We start from the raw sequence: 13,102 nt of genomic DNA on the forward strand, positions 1-13,102 counted from the left end.
GATGGTGTTCATGCGGCCTGCGCCGCTGCCGCGCCGCGCAACGCGGCCAGTGCGTCGAGCCGCTCGCCGGCTTCCGCGACGATCCGTGCGATCAGCGCGTCGCACGATTCGATCGCGCCGATCATCGCGGCTGCCTGGCCGCTCGGCAGCACGCCTTCGTCGGGACGGCCCTCGACGATCGCGCGCTGGATCAGGAACGGCGCGTTCGCCGCCATCAGCGTCTGGCTGGCCGTGTAGTCGTGCGAGCGCAGCGCCTTGATCGCGAGGCCGAGCATGTCGCCCGTGCTCAGGCCGTTCTGGCGGCGCCACGCTTCGGCCGTCTTCAGTGCGAACCACGTGCGGCGCAGCGGGCCGAAGCGTTCGAGCTTCAGCAGGTACGGGTTGTCGATCATCCGTTGCGGCAGCCCGTCGAGTGCGTCCGATACGCGGATGCGCGCCGGATCGCCGACCGCGACGTAGCGCTCGAGCGTCTCGCGCGGCACCGGCGATTCGGCGCTCATCAGGAAGCGCGTGCCCATCGCGATACCGGACGCGCCGTACGCGAGCGCGGCAGCCAGCCCGCGCCCGTCGAAGAACCCGCCGGCCGCGACCACCGGCACGCGCACCGCGTCGAGCACCTTCGGCAGCAGCAGCGTGGTCGGCACCGAGCCCGTGTGGCCGCCGCCTTCCGCGCCCTGCACCGTCACGATGTCCGCGCCGAGTTCGACGGCCTTCGCGGCATGCTTCGGCGCGCCGACCGTCGGCATGCAGACGACGCCGGCGTCCTTGAAGCGTCGGATCGTCTTCGCGTCGGGCCCGCGGCCGTAGCTGACCGCGCGCAACCGGTGCTTGATCGCGAGATCGACCACCTGCGCGGCGTTCTTCTGGAACATGTGGAAGTTGATGCCGAACGGCTTGTCGGTCAGCGACTTCACCTTCAGGATCTCGGCCTCGACCTGCTCAGGCTCGAGCGTCGCGCCGGCCAGGAAGCCGAAACCGCCGGCGTTCGCGGTCGCCGCGACGAGCCGCGCATCGGCCACCCAGCCCATCGCGGTCTGCACGATCGGATAGCGGCAACCGAGCAGTTCGCACAGCGGCGTATGCAGCGGGCTTTGCAGCGTCGTGCTCATGCGGCGGCTCCGTTGACGGCGACCGGGGCCGGCGTCTGCGCGTCGCTACGGTCTGCTCCGTTCGGCTGACGCTGCGAGCTGGCCATGCTGCGCGCGTCATAGCCGCCGAGACGATCGCCGCTGACGAGTTCGTTGTGCGCATGCGCGAAGTGATGCCATGCGAACGCCGCATCCATCGCCGCGCGCTTGCCCTGCAGTTCCTCGACGTGGTTCAGCGCCTGCTTGGTCAGCGTGAGCCCGAGGCGCGGCATCGTCGCGATCTTCGCGGCGATCGCGTAAGTCGCGTCGCGCAGCCGCTCGCGCGGCACCACACGGTTGACCATCCCCATCTGGTACGCGCGTTCGGCCGGCATCCGTTCGCCGAGGAACAGGAATTCCTTCGCGATGCGCGGGTTCAGTTCGTAGGCATGCGCGAAATACTCGACGCCCGGAATTCCCATCCGCACGACCGGATCGGCGAAGAACGCATCCTCCGACGCGACGATCAGGTCGCACACCCACGCGAGCATCAGCCCGCCCGCGATGCATGCGCCCTGCACCATCGCGATCGTCGGCTTCGGCAGATCGCGCCAGCGCCGGCACATCCCGAGGTACACCTCCTGCTCGCGCGCATACAGGAATTCGCCGCCTTCCTTGTCGACGTGGTCGTACCACAGCGACGCACGATCGAACGACTCGTGGATATCGCGGCCCGGCGTGCCGATGTCATGGCCCGCCGAGAAATGCTTGCCGGCGCCCGCGAGCACGATCGCCTTCACCGCGTCGTCGTGCGCCGCGCGCCGGAACGCCGCGTCGAGCGCATACGTCATCTTCGAGTTCTGCGCGTTGTGATACTCGGGGCGGTTCATCGTGATCGTCGCGATGCCGCCGTCGACCGCGTAGTCGACGACACCGTCGCCGAACGTCATCTGGGTCGCTTCCATGTCGGACCTCATCCCCGGCGCGGCGCCGGATTGTTGCGCACGATCGTCGCGCGCAGGTTGTGCGGGTCGAGCGCGCGCACGATGCGCAGGTCTTCCGCGTTCGGCGGGGCCGTCGTGCCGAGGTCGGGCGCCGCGATCAGCGGAAAGCCGGTCGCGTCCTGCACTTCGTCGAAGCTCACGCCCGGGTGCAGCGAACGCACGCGGATCGCGTGGTCCGGGCCGCCGAAATCCATCACGCACAGGTCGGTGACGATGCTGCGCAGGTCGACGAAGGTCTTCATCCCCGGCAGCCGGCGCGCCGGGTTGTAGCCGACCGTGCACACCATGTCGACTTCGCTTTCGACGAACGTGCGCTTGCCGTGGCCGCTGACGAAGAACGAGTTCGCGTGGTTCGTCGTGTTGCCGGGGAAGCCGCGGGCACCGAGCAGCTGGGTTTTCGGGCGGGCGTAGTCGTCGCCGAGCCACGAGATGTTGGCCTGGCCGAAACGGTCGATCTGGGTCGGCATCACGAGCGCGTGGCGGCGGCCGTGCCACAGACAGTCGAACACGCGTTCGTAGGTCATCCAGCCGCTCGCCTTCACGCGATAGCCGTCGGGGCGCGGGCCGAGCGGCACCGGCTCCTCGACGAGATACGCTTCGCCGTCGGTCAGCATCAGTCCGTTGTTGTACGCGAGCCGCGCGAGGCCGGCCGCGAGCCGCGGGCCCGTGCCGATGCCGGTCGCCAGCACTTCGCCGTCGTCGCGCCAGAGTCGCGCGGACGCGACGATCATCAGTTCCGCGAGGGAATGGTCGAGAGATTCGCTCACAGGCGCTCCTTTACAGAATCGGCAACGGCAGCGTCGTCACATGCGACAGGCCGCCGACACCTTCGAGGTACTGGCGTTCGTCCTGGCCGACCACGTCGCGCAGGTACGCCGCCGTTTTCGCGTCGTCTTCCGCGCTGGCGCAGTACGCGCGCAGGTGCGGCAGGTCCCAGCCGTAGGCGGGCCCGCACGACGTCGGGTGCGCGCCGCCCGGCGCGTGCACGACGCCCGTGACGAGCGAGCGCTCGAACGGATTGCGTTTTGCGGCGTCGAGGTCTTCCGTCGCGATCGATGCGTCGACCGTTTCCGCCGACACGTAGCAGCGCTGCGCGGCGCGCGCCATCCATGCATCGAAGAACGGATCGGGGCCGTCGATGCGCGTGTTGCCCATCCGGTCGGCCGCGTTCACGTGCAACAGCGCGACGTCGAGTTCGATCGCGGGCATCGCGAGCAGCGTTTCGCCGTCGTCGTACGGCGATTGCACGGTGCGCAGTTCCGGCGCGTGATCGAGCAGCGCGGTACCGAGCCCGGCGCGCGTCGGCAGGAACGGCAGGCGCGCGGCGGCCGCGCGCAGGCCGAGCTGCAGCATCCCTTCGTCGAGTTCGAGCACGTCGATGCGGCCCTGTTCACGCGCCCGGCGGAATTGCGGCTCGAGCGGGATCACGTCGAGCGACACGAAGCCGAACACCACCTTGCGTACCTTTCCGGCCGCGCAAAGCAGGCCGACATCGGCGCCGCCGTAGGCGACGATCGTCAGGTCCTTCAGGTTCGAGCGCGCGATCTCGCGCACCAGCGCCATCGGCTTGCGCCGCGGCCCCCATCCGCCGATGCCGATCGTCATGCCGTCGGCGAGTTGCGCGACCACGTCGCGCGCGGACATCGTTTTGTCGAGAGGTTTCATCGTCATCGTGCTGGCTTACCGGTATCCGATGCTGAAATCGTGGCCCCACTGGCTCACCTTGGTGGCCTCGAACACCGCGTGCTTCGACCAGTCGACCGTGAGGCCGCCGAAGCCGTATTCGAGATCGAAGCCGCCGGGGGTCTTCATGTAGAAAGAGATCATCTGGTCGTTGCAGTGACGGCCGAGCGTCGCGGACATCTTCACGTCGTGCGCGGCAACGCGATCCAGCGCGCGGCCCACTTCGTCCATCGAATCGACTTCGGCCATCACGTGCACGCAGCCCGACGGCACGGCCATCTCGAACAGCGCGAGGCTGTGATGGCGCGCGTTGCGGCAGTGCATGAAATGGATGCGTTTTTCGGGTTCGGCCGGATCGGGCGTGAACTTCACGCGGTAGATGTCGGACAGCTCGAAGCCGAGCACGCCGCGCACGAATGCGTCGGTCGCGTCGAACTGCGGCGCGGGCAGCACCGCGTGGCCGAGCCCCATGTCGCCGGTGACGAAATGTGCGACGCCCAGTGGCGACACGAAACGGCGGAAGTCGCAGCGTGCGCCCCAGTACAGCTCGTGGCGGTTGCCGGACGGGTCGGTGCACCACGCCATCGCCTGCACGCGGCGCAGCGCGGCTTCGTCGCGGGTCGCGCGCACGGGCTCGACGCCCGCCCGCTGCAGTGCCGCCAGCGCGGCGTCGAACGCGGCGCCGTCGGGCAGTTCCCAGCCCGACGCGAAATAGCGGTCGGTCGAGCCGGGGACGATCACGTAGCGGAAATCGCGCTCGTCCATCTTCAGGTACAACGCGCCGTCGGGCGCGTCGAGCGCCTGCATGCCCAGCACGTCTTCCGCGTAGCGGCGCCACGCATCGACGCGCGTCGCCTCGACGACGACATAGCCAAGCGCACGGACATCGATCATGTCGGCCTCCTCCTGGTTCAGAATCCGTTGTTCGTGTAAGGATTCTGGCCGGTCGGGGGTGGCGTTACATCGTCTGTTGGGACGAGAGGCGGCGGGGAATTGGAGCGGCGCGGACGCGCGCGGAAGCCCGGCGGAACGGGCCATGCATGCGGGAGGAGACGGGAAGCAGGTGCGGGTTGCCGCGGCGCGGCAACCCGGATCAGTCGAACGGGTTCAGCAACCTGACGCCCGTGCGGGCAAAATCCGCGACGTTGCGCGTGACCACGGTGAGATCGTTGATCAGCGCGGTGGCCGCGATCAGCTTGTCGAGTTCGTGCGTCGGATCGGGCACGCGCAAATGCCCCCACATCTGGCTGACCTCGATGTCGACCGGCAGGATGTTCGGTGCATAGCCGGCCAGGATCGTCGCCATCCATGCCTCGAGCGCCGACGCCTGCGGGTGATCGCCGCGATGACGGATCAGATCGACGCCGCGGCGAAGTTCAGCAACCGTCACGACGGACAGGTAAAGCGGGCTGGCGTCGGCCGCGGCCTGCCTGAAGAATGCCCGCACGCCACGGTTGGTTCGCTTGCCCTTCCTGATTTCACTGATGACGTTCGTATCAATCAAATACACGCCTGGCCTCGCCGGAATCCTGAACACGTTGGAAATCCGTGTCTTCGCCAACCTCGGGCATGCTCATCAGCACTTGCGCAAATGTCTTTCGCTTCGGCCGGCCAAGCGCATCGGCCAGAATGGCCCGATGTTCGGCCTCGGCACTCCTGCCATTTGCCGCAGCCTGCTCGCGCAGGCTCTGAACGATACTGTCATCCACGTTACGCACCAGTAGATTTGCCATGGTTCCCTCCTTCCAGATTGATATCAATGATAGCGCCATGAGCGCAAATTGCAATCATTGCTATCATCGCCAATGACGGAAGGAGGACGGTGGTTGGGGTCAGCGAACGACAACGGACCGCATGAATCCTTTCGGCATGCGCCGCTCGCCCGACACGTCGAACTGCTGTTTGAAAGGTAAGCCGGATCGGAACGGCAGCAAAGTCGGCCGATCGGCTATTGCGGCTGAATGGCCTGCGCGGGCGCGCACCGATCGGCGCGGGATGGCTGCATTCACCGATTCCGCGCGGTGCTCGCGACGGTCGTCAGCCCACTTGCCAACACGCGTGTGCCCGCCCGTATCGACGACACCGGCAATCCCCCGCCCGGCACACGCAACGGCCTGACTCGACCGCTCAGAATCGATACGAAATCCCGATCTGCAACACCGGGTACCACCGGTATCGAGACATCACCTGCCGCAGCGAATCCAGCCCGCTCGCGGCCAGGATCTGGCTCTTCGCCGGCCCCGCCGCGGCCGCCAGTTCCGGCGACAGCGTGTACGAACACTTCGGGATCCCGTATGCGACGCCGAGATCGGCGACGAATCCCAGCCCTTTCGACGCCGGCCGGTGCCCGTAGCCGATCCCGAAGTACGGCATCACGGTCGGATAACGCGCTTCGGCGACCGCGTACATCCCCGGCAGCGCCGGGTAACGCTTGCCGCCGAACACGTAGGTGCCATTGGTCGGCTGCGACACGCCGCGAAGCTCGTCGTCGTTGAAGCGTAGTCCGAGCGTCGCGCGGAAGCCGCTGCCTCGCCACGGAAAGATGTCCGCGTACAAGCCGCCCTGGCGCAGCTTCAGGTCGTCCTGATAGCGGTTGCCGGCCACCGTGAAGTCGTGCGAAAGATCGATCGCATTGAAATCCGCGTGCGCGCCGAGCATCGAATTGAAGCTCACGGCCGCACCGATACCGACGCCCTGCGTACCGCCCTGCAGGTAGATTTCCTGCGCGTGCGCACTCGCGGCAAACACCACCGCGACAAATGCCCATTGATTCACTGTCGTTTTCACGGGCGCCTCCCCCGACATGTGCCGGGCGCGCCTCGCCAACGCATGCGACCTGTGTCGCCCTGCGTGATGCGAACCCCGGCACGACACCTTGCAAGCAAGCTTGCTGTTCGACGGATCGGGGGCGCGTTGCGCCGTGCGCATGACCGATACGACATGCGCGACGCATGCGCCGCAACACGCGACGCCCGCGACCCGATCCGCTCCCCGGTTTGTTTCGATGTCGTTACACGTCGCCGATGTGCTGATCGTTCTGGCGAATCCGTCTGCACCGGCGGCATCGGGTCAACCGCAAGGCACGTGCCATGCGGCGCAAACCGAAGCGGGACAAGCGGGTCCGCCTCGCAAGGGCGGCAACGCGAGTCGCAATGGTGGGGAAATGTTTCAGGAACGTATCCGTATTCGGCGCGCCGAGCCGGAATACGCGATTGGAAGAATCGCGCGTCGATCGCGCAACGTCTGTGGAACGCGGCCGGACGGCCGTCAACGCACGCGCGTCGTCATGACGATCAATCGTGTGCAGAGGAATACGCGTGAAAAGCGTTGCAAAAGTGTGACCTCGTAACGAGCACACGCAATGCCGATGCGCGATCGTGCGTGCCGAGGCAGGGTGAATACCGATGCGTGCGCATGCATCTTGTCGGTGTCCGGCACAGATGCGATACGCGAGCCGATCGGTATGGCGGCTCGCGTCGTCGATGATTTTCAAAAGGGATGACGGCGCGTGATATCCACGCGCAAAACTACCGACCGCTCAAATACGGTTGTCCGAATGGGGTAGCCACTTCAGCATACCGTCACAGCCCATACCCACCCGACACATTCAACTGCTGCCCCGTCACATAATCAGCCCGATCCGACGCCAGAAACACCGCCGCCCGCCCGACGTCGTGCGCCTTCCCCCAGCGCTTGAGCGCGAGCATCTTCTGCGTCTCGTCGATCCACGCCTGGTCGAACTGCCCCTGCTCGAGCAGCACCGGAAACATCCCGGCCTCGATCACGCCGACCAGGATCGAATTCGCGCGAATGTTGTAGCGCCCTTCCTCGCGCGCCAGCCCTTTCACCAGTGCCTCGTTCGCCGCCTTCGGCGCGACCGACAGCCCGTCGCGGTCGGGCCAGCGCAGGTGCCCGGCCGACCCGAGCGTCACGAACGACCCACCGCCCGATGCACGGAAATGCGGCAGCGCGGCCTTCGCGGCCACGAAGAAGCCGATCGTCTCGACGTCGATCGCGCGGCGCCAGTCGTCGTGCGTCATGTCGCCGATATGGCGCTGGTTCACGAACGGCCCGGCCGCCCACACGACCGTGTGCACGCGGCCATGCGCGTCGATCGCGGCCGCGAGCGCCGCGTCGACCTGTGCGGGATTGGTCACGTCCACGCAGTGCGTGGTGGCCGCGACGCCTTCGCCGCGAATGTCGCGCGCAACGCGCTCGGCCACCTCGGCCTTGCTGCGGTAGCCCACCGCGACCGGCACGCCGGCATGCGCGAACTCGAGCGCGACACCCTGCCCGATCCCGCCGCTGCCGCCGAACACGAGCACCGCGCCCTGCGGAAATCCGTTGTCGTTCATGCGTTCATCCCGTTCGTCAGTCGTGTCGTCGATCAGGCCGTCGCCTCGGCCGCCGCGCGCAACCGGTACTTCAGCACCTTCCCCGCCGCGCTCGTCGGCAGTTGCTCGACGAACGTGAAAAATCGCGGCACCTTGTAGTTCGCCATGTTGCTGCGCGCCCAGTCGTTCAGTTCGCCGGCGTCAACATGCGCGCCCGGACGCAGCACGACATACGCGTGACCGACCTCGCCGAGCCGCGTATCGGGCACACCGACCAGCGCGACCTGCGCGATCGCCGGGTGCGCGGCGAGCAGCCGCTCGATCTCCGCCGGATAGCAGTTGAAGCCGCCGACGATGAACATGTCCTTGATGCGGTCGGTGATCTTCAGGTTGCCGTCCGGATCGACGCAGCCGAGGTCCCCCGTATGCAGCCAGCCGTCCGCATCGACGGTCTCGCGCGTCGCGTCCGGCTGGTTGAAGTAGCCGCGCATCACGTTGTAGCCGCGCACCCAGATCTCGCCGGTCTCGTCCGGCCCGAGCGGTTTGCCGCCCGGCCCCGCGATGCGCAGCTCGACGTCCGGCATCGGCCGGCCCGACGTATAGGCAACCGTCTGCGCATCGTCGCCTTGACGGCACAGCGTCGCGAAGCCGCACGATTCGGTCAGCCCGTAACCGGTCAACACCGTCTCGAAGCCAAGCTCCGCACGCATCCGCTCGATCAGGCTCGGCGCGATCGCCGCCGCGCCCGTCACCGCGATCCGCAGCGACGACAGGTCTCGCGCCGCGCGATCGGGCGCGTCGAGCAACGCGTAGTACAGCGTCGGCGGGCCGGGCAGCACCGACACGCGATCGTCGGCGACACGCCGCAGCACGTCGGCCGGCTGGAACACGAGATGCGGCAGCACGGTCGCGCCGCTCGACAGCGCGGCGAGCCAGCCGGCCTTGTAGCCGAACGTATGGAAGAACGGATTGACGATCAGGTAGCGGTCGTCCTGGCGTACGCCCGCGATCGCCGCCCACGCCTGCGCGGCGCGCAGGTTCTGGCCGTGCGCGGTCATCACGCCCTTCGGTCGGCCCGTCGTGCCGGACGTGAACATCAGGTCCATCACGGTGTCGGGCGTCACCTGTGCCTCACGTTCGCGCACGGCGGCAAGCGGCACCGCCGCGCCGCGCGCGAGGAACGCGTTCCAGGTCTCGTCGCGGGCGCCGGACGGCGGTTCGCCGTCGAACACGACGACACGCTCGAGCGTCGCGGGCCGGTGCGGCGCGAGCATCGCCGGATACGATTCGCCGAGGAAGGTGCCGCAGCAAAACAGCAGCCGCGCGCCGCCGTCGTGCAGGATGCCGCCCACCTCCATCCCCTTCATCCGCGTATTGACCGGCACCAGGATCGCGCCGACGGTGTGGATCGCCAGCGCCGCGACGATCCATTGCGGCAGGTTCGGCGCCCAGACCGCGATGCGGTCGCCGGCCTCGATGCCGCTCGCGAGCAGCGCACGGGCCGCGTCGAGACGCGCGGCGTCGAGTTCCGCGTAGGTCAGCCGGCCGTGCTCCGACTCGATCGCCGGATGCGCGCCGTGGCGCGCGGCTGCCCGCGCGATCAGCGCGGGCGTCGTCAGGATTTCATTGTCCATCGTCATAGATCAGGATGGCCGTGCGCGCCGCCGGCGCGGCACGGCTCAGTCGGGAAACACCACGCGCAGCGCGTCGCTCGCGGGCCGGGCGCAGCAGGCGAGCGTCCAGCCGGCCGCGATCTCGTCTTCATCCAGCACATGGTTGCTGTCGAGCGCAACCTCGCCGCGCTCGATCCGGCACATGCATGCGCCGCATTGCCCCATCCGGCAGGAATTCGGCGCCGGCACGCCCGCGCGCAGCATCGCGTCGAGCAGCGTTTCGCCCGGCGCGCTGTCGAATGCGAACGCGTCGCCGTCGAGCACCGTCTCGATCGCCGCGCCGTCGCCGGACGCCGCCGTTGCCGCGGCCTGCGCTGCGGTGTCAGCCTGCGCCGGTGCATCGGGCAACGACGCGAACCGCTCGACATGCACGCGCGCACGCGGCAGCCCGAGGCCGAGCATCGCGGCCAGCGCGTTCTCCATGAACAGCGCGGGCCCGCAGATGAATGTCTCCTGCTGGCTGAACGGCCGCGCGAGTTCCTCGAGATGGCGCTGCTGCGGGATGCCCTGCACGCTGTCGAGCCAGTGGATCACGCGCACGCGGCCCGGATGGCGCTGTGCGAGCTGTTGCAGCTCGTCGCGGAAAATCACCGAACGCTCGTCGCGGTTCGCATAGATCAGCGTCAACATCCCGCGCCCGTGCACGAGCGCCGATTTCAGGATCGACAGCACGGGCGTGATGCCGCTGCCGCCCGCGAACAGCAGCAGGTCGCCGTCAAGCGCACGCGGCGTGAATACGCCAGCCGGCGGCAGCACGTCGAGCGCGTCGCCGGCCTTCACGCGGTCGCACAGCCAGTTCGACGCACGGCCGTCGCGCACGCGCTTGACGGTGATCTTCGGCGCGGCGTCGATGCCGGGCGCGCTCGACAGCGAATAGCAGCGCGCGACGGTCGCGTCCGTGCACGGCACGTTCAGCGTCAGGAACTGCCCGGGCCGGTACGCGAACGCGTCGCGCAGCGCGGCCGGTACGTCGAAGACGAACGAGCACGCGTCGTCGCTTTCGGCTATCACTTCGGCCACGGTCAGCCGGTGGAAGCGTGGATCGCTCATCGCCGGTTCCTTGCGTCACGCGGCCGCACGGGCCGCCGGCGCGCCGGGCGTCGTGTACGCGCCGTCGAGATAGACGAGCGGATCGACGTCGCCGCTCATCAGCACCTCGCGGATGCGCCCGATGAACACCGTATGCGTGCCGTATTCGAAGCGGCCGTCCTGCTCGCACACGAGGCTCGCCTGCGAGTCGCGCAGATACGGCACGCCGTGCGGCGATGTGTGCCAGTCGCCGGTCGTGAAGCGTGCCTCGCCCTTCAGGCGGCCGCTGCAATCGATCGCGACGCCTTCGTGGCGCGCGGACAGCACGTTCACGCAGAACGGCGCGCCCGCATCGAGCGGCGGATACAGCGACGCGGTGCGGTTGATGCAGATCAGCAGCGAAGGCGGATCGGTCGACAGCGAGTCGACCGCCGTCGCGGACATCGAGTAGCGCCGGCCGTCGTGCGCGCTGCTGATGACCGTGACGGAGCGCGCGAGGCGGCGCATCGCGAGCAGCATGTCGGTGCGCAGCGGATGGTTGGTGAGATCGCTCATGTTCGGACTCCGTCAAGTTCAGTCGTGGATGGCCGGGCTGGCCGGCCTCCGGCGTCGGCTGCGCGAGCAGCCAGGTGGTCGGCGGCGAGATACCCGAAGGTCATCGCCGGACCGAGCGTCGAGCCCGCGCCGGGGTAGCTCGCGCCCATCATCGATGCGCTGGTGTTGCCGATTGCATAGAGGCCGTCGATCGGCTCGCCGTCGGCGCGCAGCACGCGGGCGTGCACGTCGGTGACGAGGCCGCCCTTCGTGCCGATGTCGCCCGCATCGATTCGCACTGCGTAGAACGGCGCCTGGTCGACCGGCCCGAGGCACGGGTTCGGCGTGTTCCGCGGATCGCCGTAGTACGTGTCGAACGCGTTGTCGCCCTTGCCGAACGCTTCGTCGATGCCGGTGACCGCATAGCGCGCCATGTCGCGCAGCGTGTCGCGCAACCCGGCCGCATCGACGCCGATCCGCGCGGCCAGCGCGTCGACCGTGTCGGCCTTCACGAGCACGTCGCGGAACGCTTCCGGAATCCGCGCATCGGGCATCATCGACGCCGGCATGATCGGCCCGCACGGATACTTGCGGCGAAAGCGCGCGTCGAACACCATCCACGCCGGTACGCACGCACCGGTGCGTGCATGGTCGCGATACATCGCGGGCACGAATTCGGAATACGGCGCGGCCTCGTTGACGAAGCGCTTGCCGAGGCTGTTTACGATCACGCAGCCCGGCAGGTTGCGTTCGACGAACAGCGCGCGCTGCTTCTCCTCGCCCGCGACGCCGACCGTCGGCGCGCCCCACACGTGCTCCATCAGCGCCAGCGCGCCGCCGAGCCGGTGGCCCTCGGCGATCGCGTCGCCGGTGTTGGACGGCGGCGTCGCGCTCCATTGCGCCTGCGTCGGCTGCGGCAGGTAGCGCTCGCGCATCGGCTGGTTGCGCTCGAAGCCGCCCGCGCCGAGGATCACGCCGCGCCGCGCGGCGATCGTCACCGGCTGCCCGTAGCGCTGCGCGCGCACGCCCGTCACACGGCCGTCCACCTCGAGCAGGTCGCGCATCGGCGTATCGAGCCACACGGGCACGTTTCGGTCGAGCAGCGCGCGACGCAGCCCGCCGATCAACGCGTTGCCGAGCGTCAGGCGGCGGTCGCGCCGCGTGCGGCGGCGCATGCCGATATCGAGCCAGTAACGGCCGAACTGCGCGATCGCGAGCTTCATGAAACCGGGCCCGCGCGAGAACAGCGTATGGGCCTCCTTCGACGTCACCGCGACGCGCCCGCCGATCAGCGTACCGGGCGACGGCGGCCGCAACCGGTCGAATTCGTCGCCGAGCAACCCGCCGTCGAACGGCAGCGGATCGAGCGCGCGATAGCCCGGCATCGCACCCGGCAGCTTCTGGAAATAGTCCGCGTACTTCGGCAGCGCCTGATAGCGCACCGGCGTCTTCGATTCCAGGTAGCGCAGCATCTCCGGCGCGCGGTCGAGATACGTGTCGAGCTTGTCGGGCGTCGATGCGCCGGCCACGCACGCGTCGAGGTAGCGGTGTGCGGCCTCGCGCGTGTCGGTCGCGCCGAGATCGGCGATGTGGTGGTTGCACGGGATCCAGATGCCGCCGCCCGATACAGCCGACGTGCCGCCGTACAGCGCCGTCTTCTCGATCACGACGACGGACAGCCCGCGATCGGCCGCACGGCACGCGGCGAGCAGCGCGCCCGCGCCCGAGCCGACGACGACCACGTCGAACGTGTATTGCTGTGCTTGCGTGTCGCTCAT

The 13,102-nt window shown here is 68.4% G+C and carries 14 protein-coding genes; 1 reads left to right on the forward strand and 13 read right to left on the reverse strand.

What is annotated here, in order from left to right:
- Window positions 1-8: 8 nt before the first annotated feature.
- The 8 genes from HWX87_RS02650 to HWX87_RS02685 all read right to left on the reverse strand — a co-directional run bounded on the left by HWX87_RS02650 (window position 9) and on the right by HWX87_RS02685 (window position 6,559).
- Window positions 9-1,109, reverse strand: coding sequence for a nitronate monooxygenase (locus HWX87_RS02650; protein WP_176045537.1), 1,101 nt, complete (start codon window positions 1,107-1,109; stop codon window positions 9-11).
- Entirely contained in the window at window positions 1,106-2,032 is a 927-nt protein-coding gene (locus HWX87_RS02655; protein ID WP_176045538.1) for an enoyl-CoA hydratase, read from the reverse strand. The genes HWX87_RS02650 and HWX87_RS02655 overlap by 4 nt, the downstream gene beginning before the upstream one ends.
- Before the next feature lie 8 nt (window positions 2,033-2,040).
- A complete protein-coding gene (locus tag HWX87_RS02660; RefSeq protein ID WP_124577100.1) occupies window positions 2,041-2,838 on the reverse strand; it encodes a ketoacid CoA transferase in 798 nt (265 codons plus the stop codon).
- 10 nt (window positions 2,839-2,848) lie between these two features.
- Window positions 2,849-3,742 (reverse strand): CoA transferase subunit A, encoded by an 894-nt coding sequence (locus tag HWX87_RS02665; RefSeq protein WP_176045539.1) that lies wholly within the window; start codon window positions 3,740-3,742, stop codon window positions 2,849-2,851.
- Window positions 3,743-3,751: 9 nt separating this feature from the next.
- The gene (locus tag HWX87_RS02670; protein ID WP_124577104.1) at window positions 3,752-4,648 is read right to left on the reverse strand and encodes a VOC family protein; all 897 of its coding nucleotides are present in this window, start codon (window positions 4,646-4,648) and stop codon (window positions 3,752-3,754) included.
- Window positions 4,649-4,847: 199 nt separating this feature from the next.
- On the reverse strand, window positions 4,848-5,264 hold the full coding sequence (locus HWX87_RS02675; protein ID WP_176045540.1) for a type II toxin-antitoxin system VapC family toxin: 417 nt from the start codon (window positions 5,262-5,264) through the stop codon (window positions 4,848-4,850).
- Window positions 5,251-5,487: a DNA-binding protein gene (locus tag HWX87_RS02680; RefSeq protein WP_176045541.1), complete on the reverse strand. Its 237-nt coding sequence runs from the start codon at window positions 5,485-5,487 to the stop codon at window positions 5,251-5,253. Before HWX87_RS02680 ends, HWX87_RS02675 begins: the two co-directional genes overlap by 14 nt.
- A 394-nt stretch (window positions 5,488-5,881) precedes the next feature.
- Entirely contained in the window at window positions 5,882-6,559 is a 678-nt protein-coding gene (locus HWX87_RS02685; RefSeq protein WP_176045542.1) for a hypothetical protein, read from the reverse strand.
- Window positions 6,560-6,680: 121 nt separating this feature from the next.
- On the opposite strand from HWX87_RS02685, the gene HWX87_RS02690 reads away from it, so the two are divergent.
- Entirely contained in the window at window positions 6,681-7,103 is a 423-nt protein-coding gene (locus tag HWX87_RS02690) for a hypothetical protein (RefSeq protein WP_176045543.1), read from the forward strand.
- Between the two features lie 232 nt (window positions 7,104-7,335).
- On the opposite strand, the gene HWX87_RS02695 is transcribed toward HWX87_RS02690, so the two are convergent.
- Genes HWX87_RS02695 through HWX87_RS02715 form a run of 5 tightly spaced genes read right to left on the reverse strand, consistent with a single transcriptional unit; the run spans window position 7,336 to window position 13,102 of the window.
- On the reverse strand, window positions 7,336-8,109 hold the full coding sequence (locus HWX87_RS02695) for an SDR family oxidoreductase (protein WP_176045544.1): 774 nt from the start codon (window positions 8,107-8,109) through the stop codon (window positions 7,336-7,338).
- A 32-nt stretch (window positions 8,110-8,141) separates the two neighbouring features.
- Window positions 8,142-9,728: a FadD3 family acyl-CoA ligase gene (locus tag HWX87_RS02700; protein WP_279612947.1), complete on the reverse strand. Its 1,587-nt coding sequence runs from the start codon at window positions 9,726-9,728 to the stop codon at window positions 8,142-8,144.
- 39 nt (window positions 9,729-9,767) lie between these two features.
- A complete protein-coding gene (locus tag HWX87_RS02705; RefSeq protein WP_176045546.1) occupies window positions 9,768-10,811 on the reverse strand; it encodes a ferredoxin--NADP reductase in 1,044 nt (347 codons plus the stop codon).
- Window positions 10,812-10,826: 15 nt separating this feature from the next.
- Window positions 10,827-11,345, reverse strand: a complete 519-nt coding sequence (locus HWX87_RS02710) for a flavin reductase family protein (RefSeq protein WP_176045547.1) — start codon at window positions 11,343-11,345, stop codon at window positions 10,827-10,829.
- The gene (locus HWX87_RS02715; RefSeq protein WP_176045548.1) at window positions 11,342-13,102 is read right to left on the reverse strand and encodes an FAD-dependent oxidoreductase; all 1,761 of its coding nucleotides are present in this window, start codon (window positions 13,100-13,102) and stop codon (window positions 11,342-11,344) included. The genes HWX87_RS02710 and HWX87_RS02715 overlap by 4 nt, the downstream gene beginning before the upstream one ends.

Origin of the sequence: Burkholderia sp. BCC1644 (genome assembly GCF_902833225.1) — a bacterium.
GTDB lineage: Bacteria > Pseudomonadota > Gammaproteobacteria > Burkholderiales > Burkholderiaceae > Burkholderia.

Excerpts from the sequence above, each read along its gene's own strand:
- HWX87_RS02650 (WP_176045537.1), bottom strand. The coding sequence starts at position 1,109 with ATGAGCACGACGCTGCAAAGCCCGCTGCATACGCCGCTGTGCGAACTG.
- HWX87_RS02655 (WP_176045538.1), bottom strand. The coding sequence starts at position 2,032 with ATGGAAGCGACCCAGATGACGTTCGGCGACGGTGTCGTCGACTACGCG.
- HWX87_RS02665 (WP_176045539.1), bottom strand. The coding sequence starts at position 3,742 with ATGACGATGAAACCTCTCGACAAAACGATGTCCGCGCGCGACGTGGTC.
- HWX87_RS02670 (WP_124577104.1), bottom strand. The coding sequence starts at position 4,648 with ATGATCGATGTCCGTGCGCTTGGCTATGTCGTCGTCGAGGCGACGCGC.
- HWX87_RS02680 (WP_176045541.1), bottom strand. The coding sequence starts at position 5,487 with ATGGCAAATCTACTGGTGCGTAACGTGGATGACAGTATCGTTCAGAGC.
- HWX87_RS02685 (WP_176045542.1), bottom strand. The coding sequence starts at position 6,559 with ATGTCGGGGGAGGCGCCCGTGAAAACGACAGTGAATCAATGGGCATTT.
- HWX87_RS02690 (WP_176045543.1), top strand. The coding sequence starts at position 6,681 with ATGACCGATACGACATGCGCGACGCATGCGCCGCAACACGCGACGCCC.
- HWX87_RS02695 (WP_176045544.1), bottom strand. The coding sequence starts at position 8,109 with ATGAACGACAACGGATTTCCGCAGGGCGCGGTGCTCGTGTTCGGCGGC.
- HWX87_RS02700 (WP_279612947.1), bottom strand. The coding sequence starts at position 9,728 with ATGACGATGGACAATGAAATCCTGACGACGCCCGCGCTGATCGCGCGG.
- HWX87_RS02705 (WP_176045546.1), bottom strand. The coding sequence starts at position 10,811 with ATGAGCGATCCACGCTTCCACCGGCTGACCGTGGCCGAAGTGATAGCC.
- HWX87_RS02710 (WP_176045547.1), bottom strand. The coding sequence starts at position 11,345 with ATGAGCGATCTCACCAACCATCCGCTGCGCACCGACATGCTGCTCGCG.
- HWX87_RS02715 (WP_176045548.1), bottom strand. The coding sequence starts at position 13,102 with ATGAGCGACACGCAAGCACAGCAATACACGTTCGACGTGGTCGTCGTC.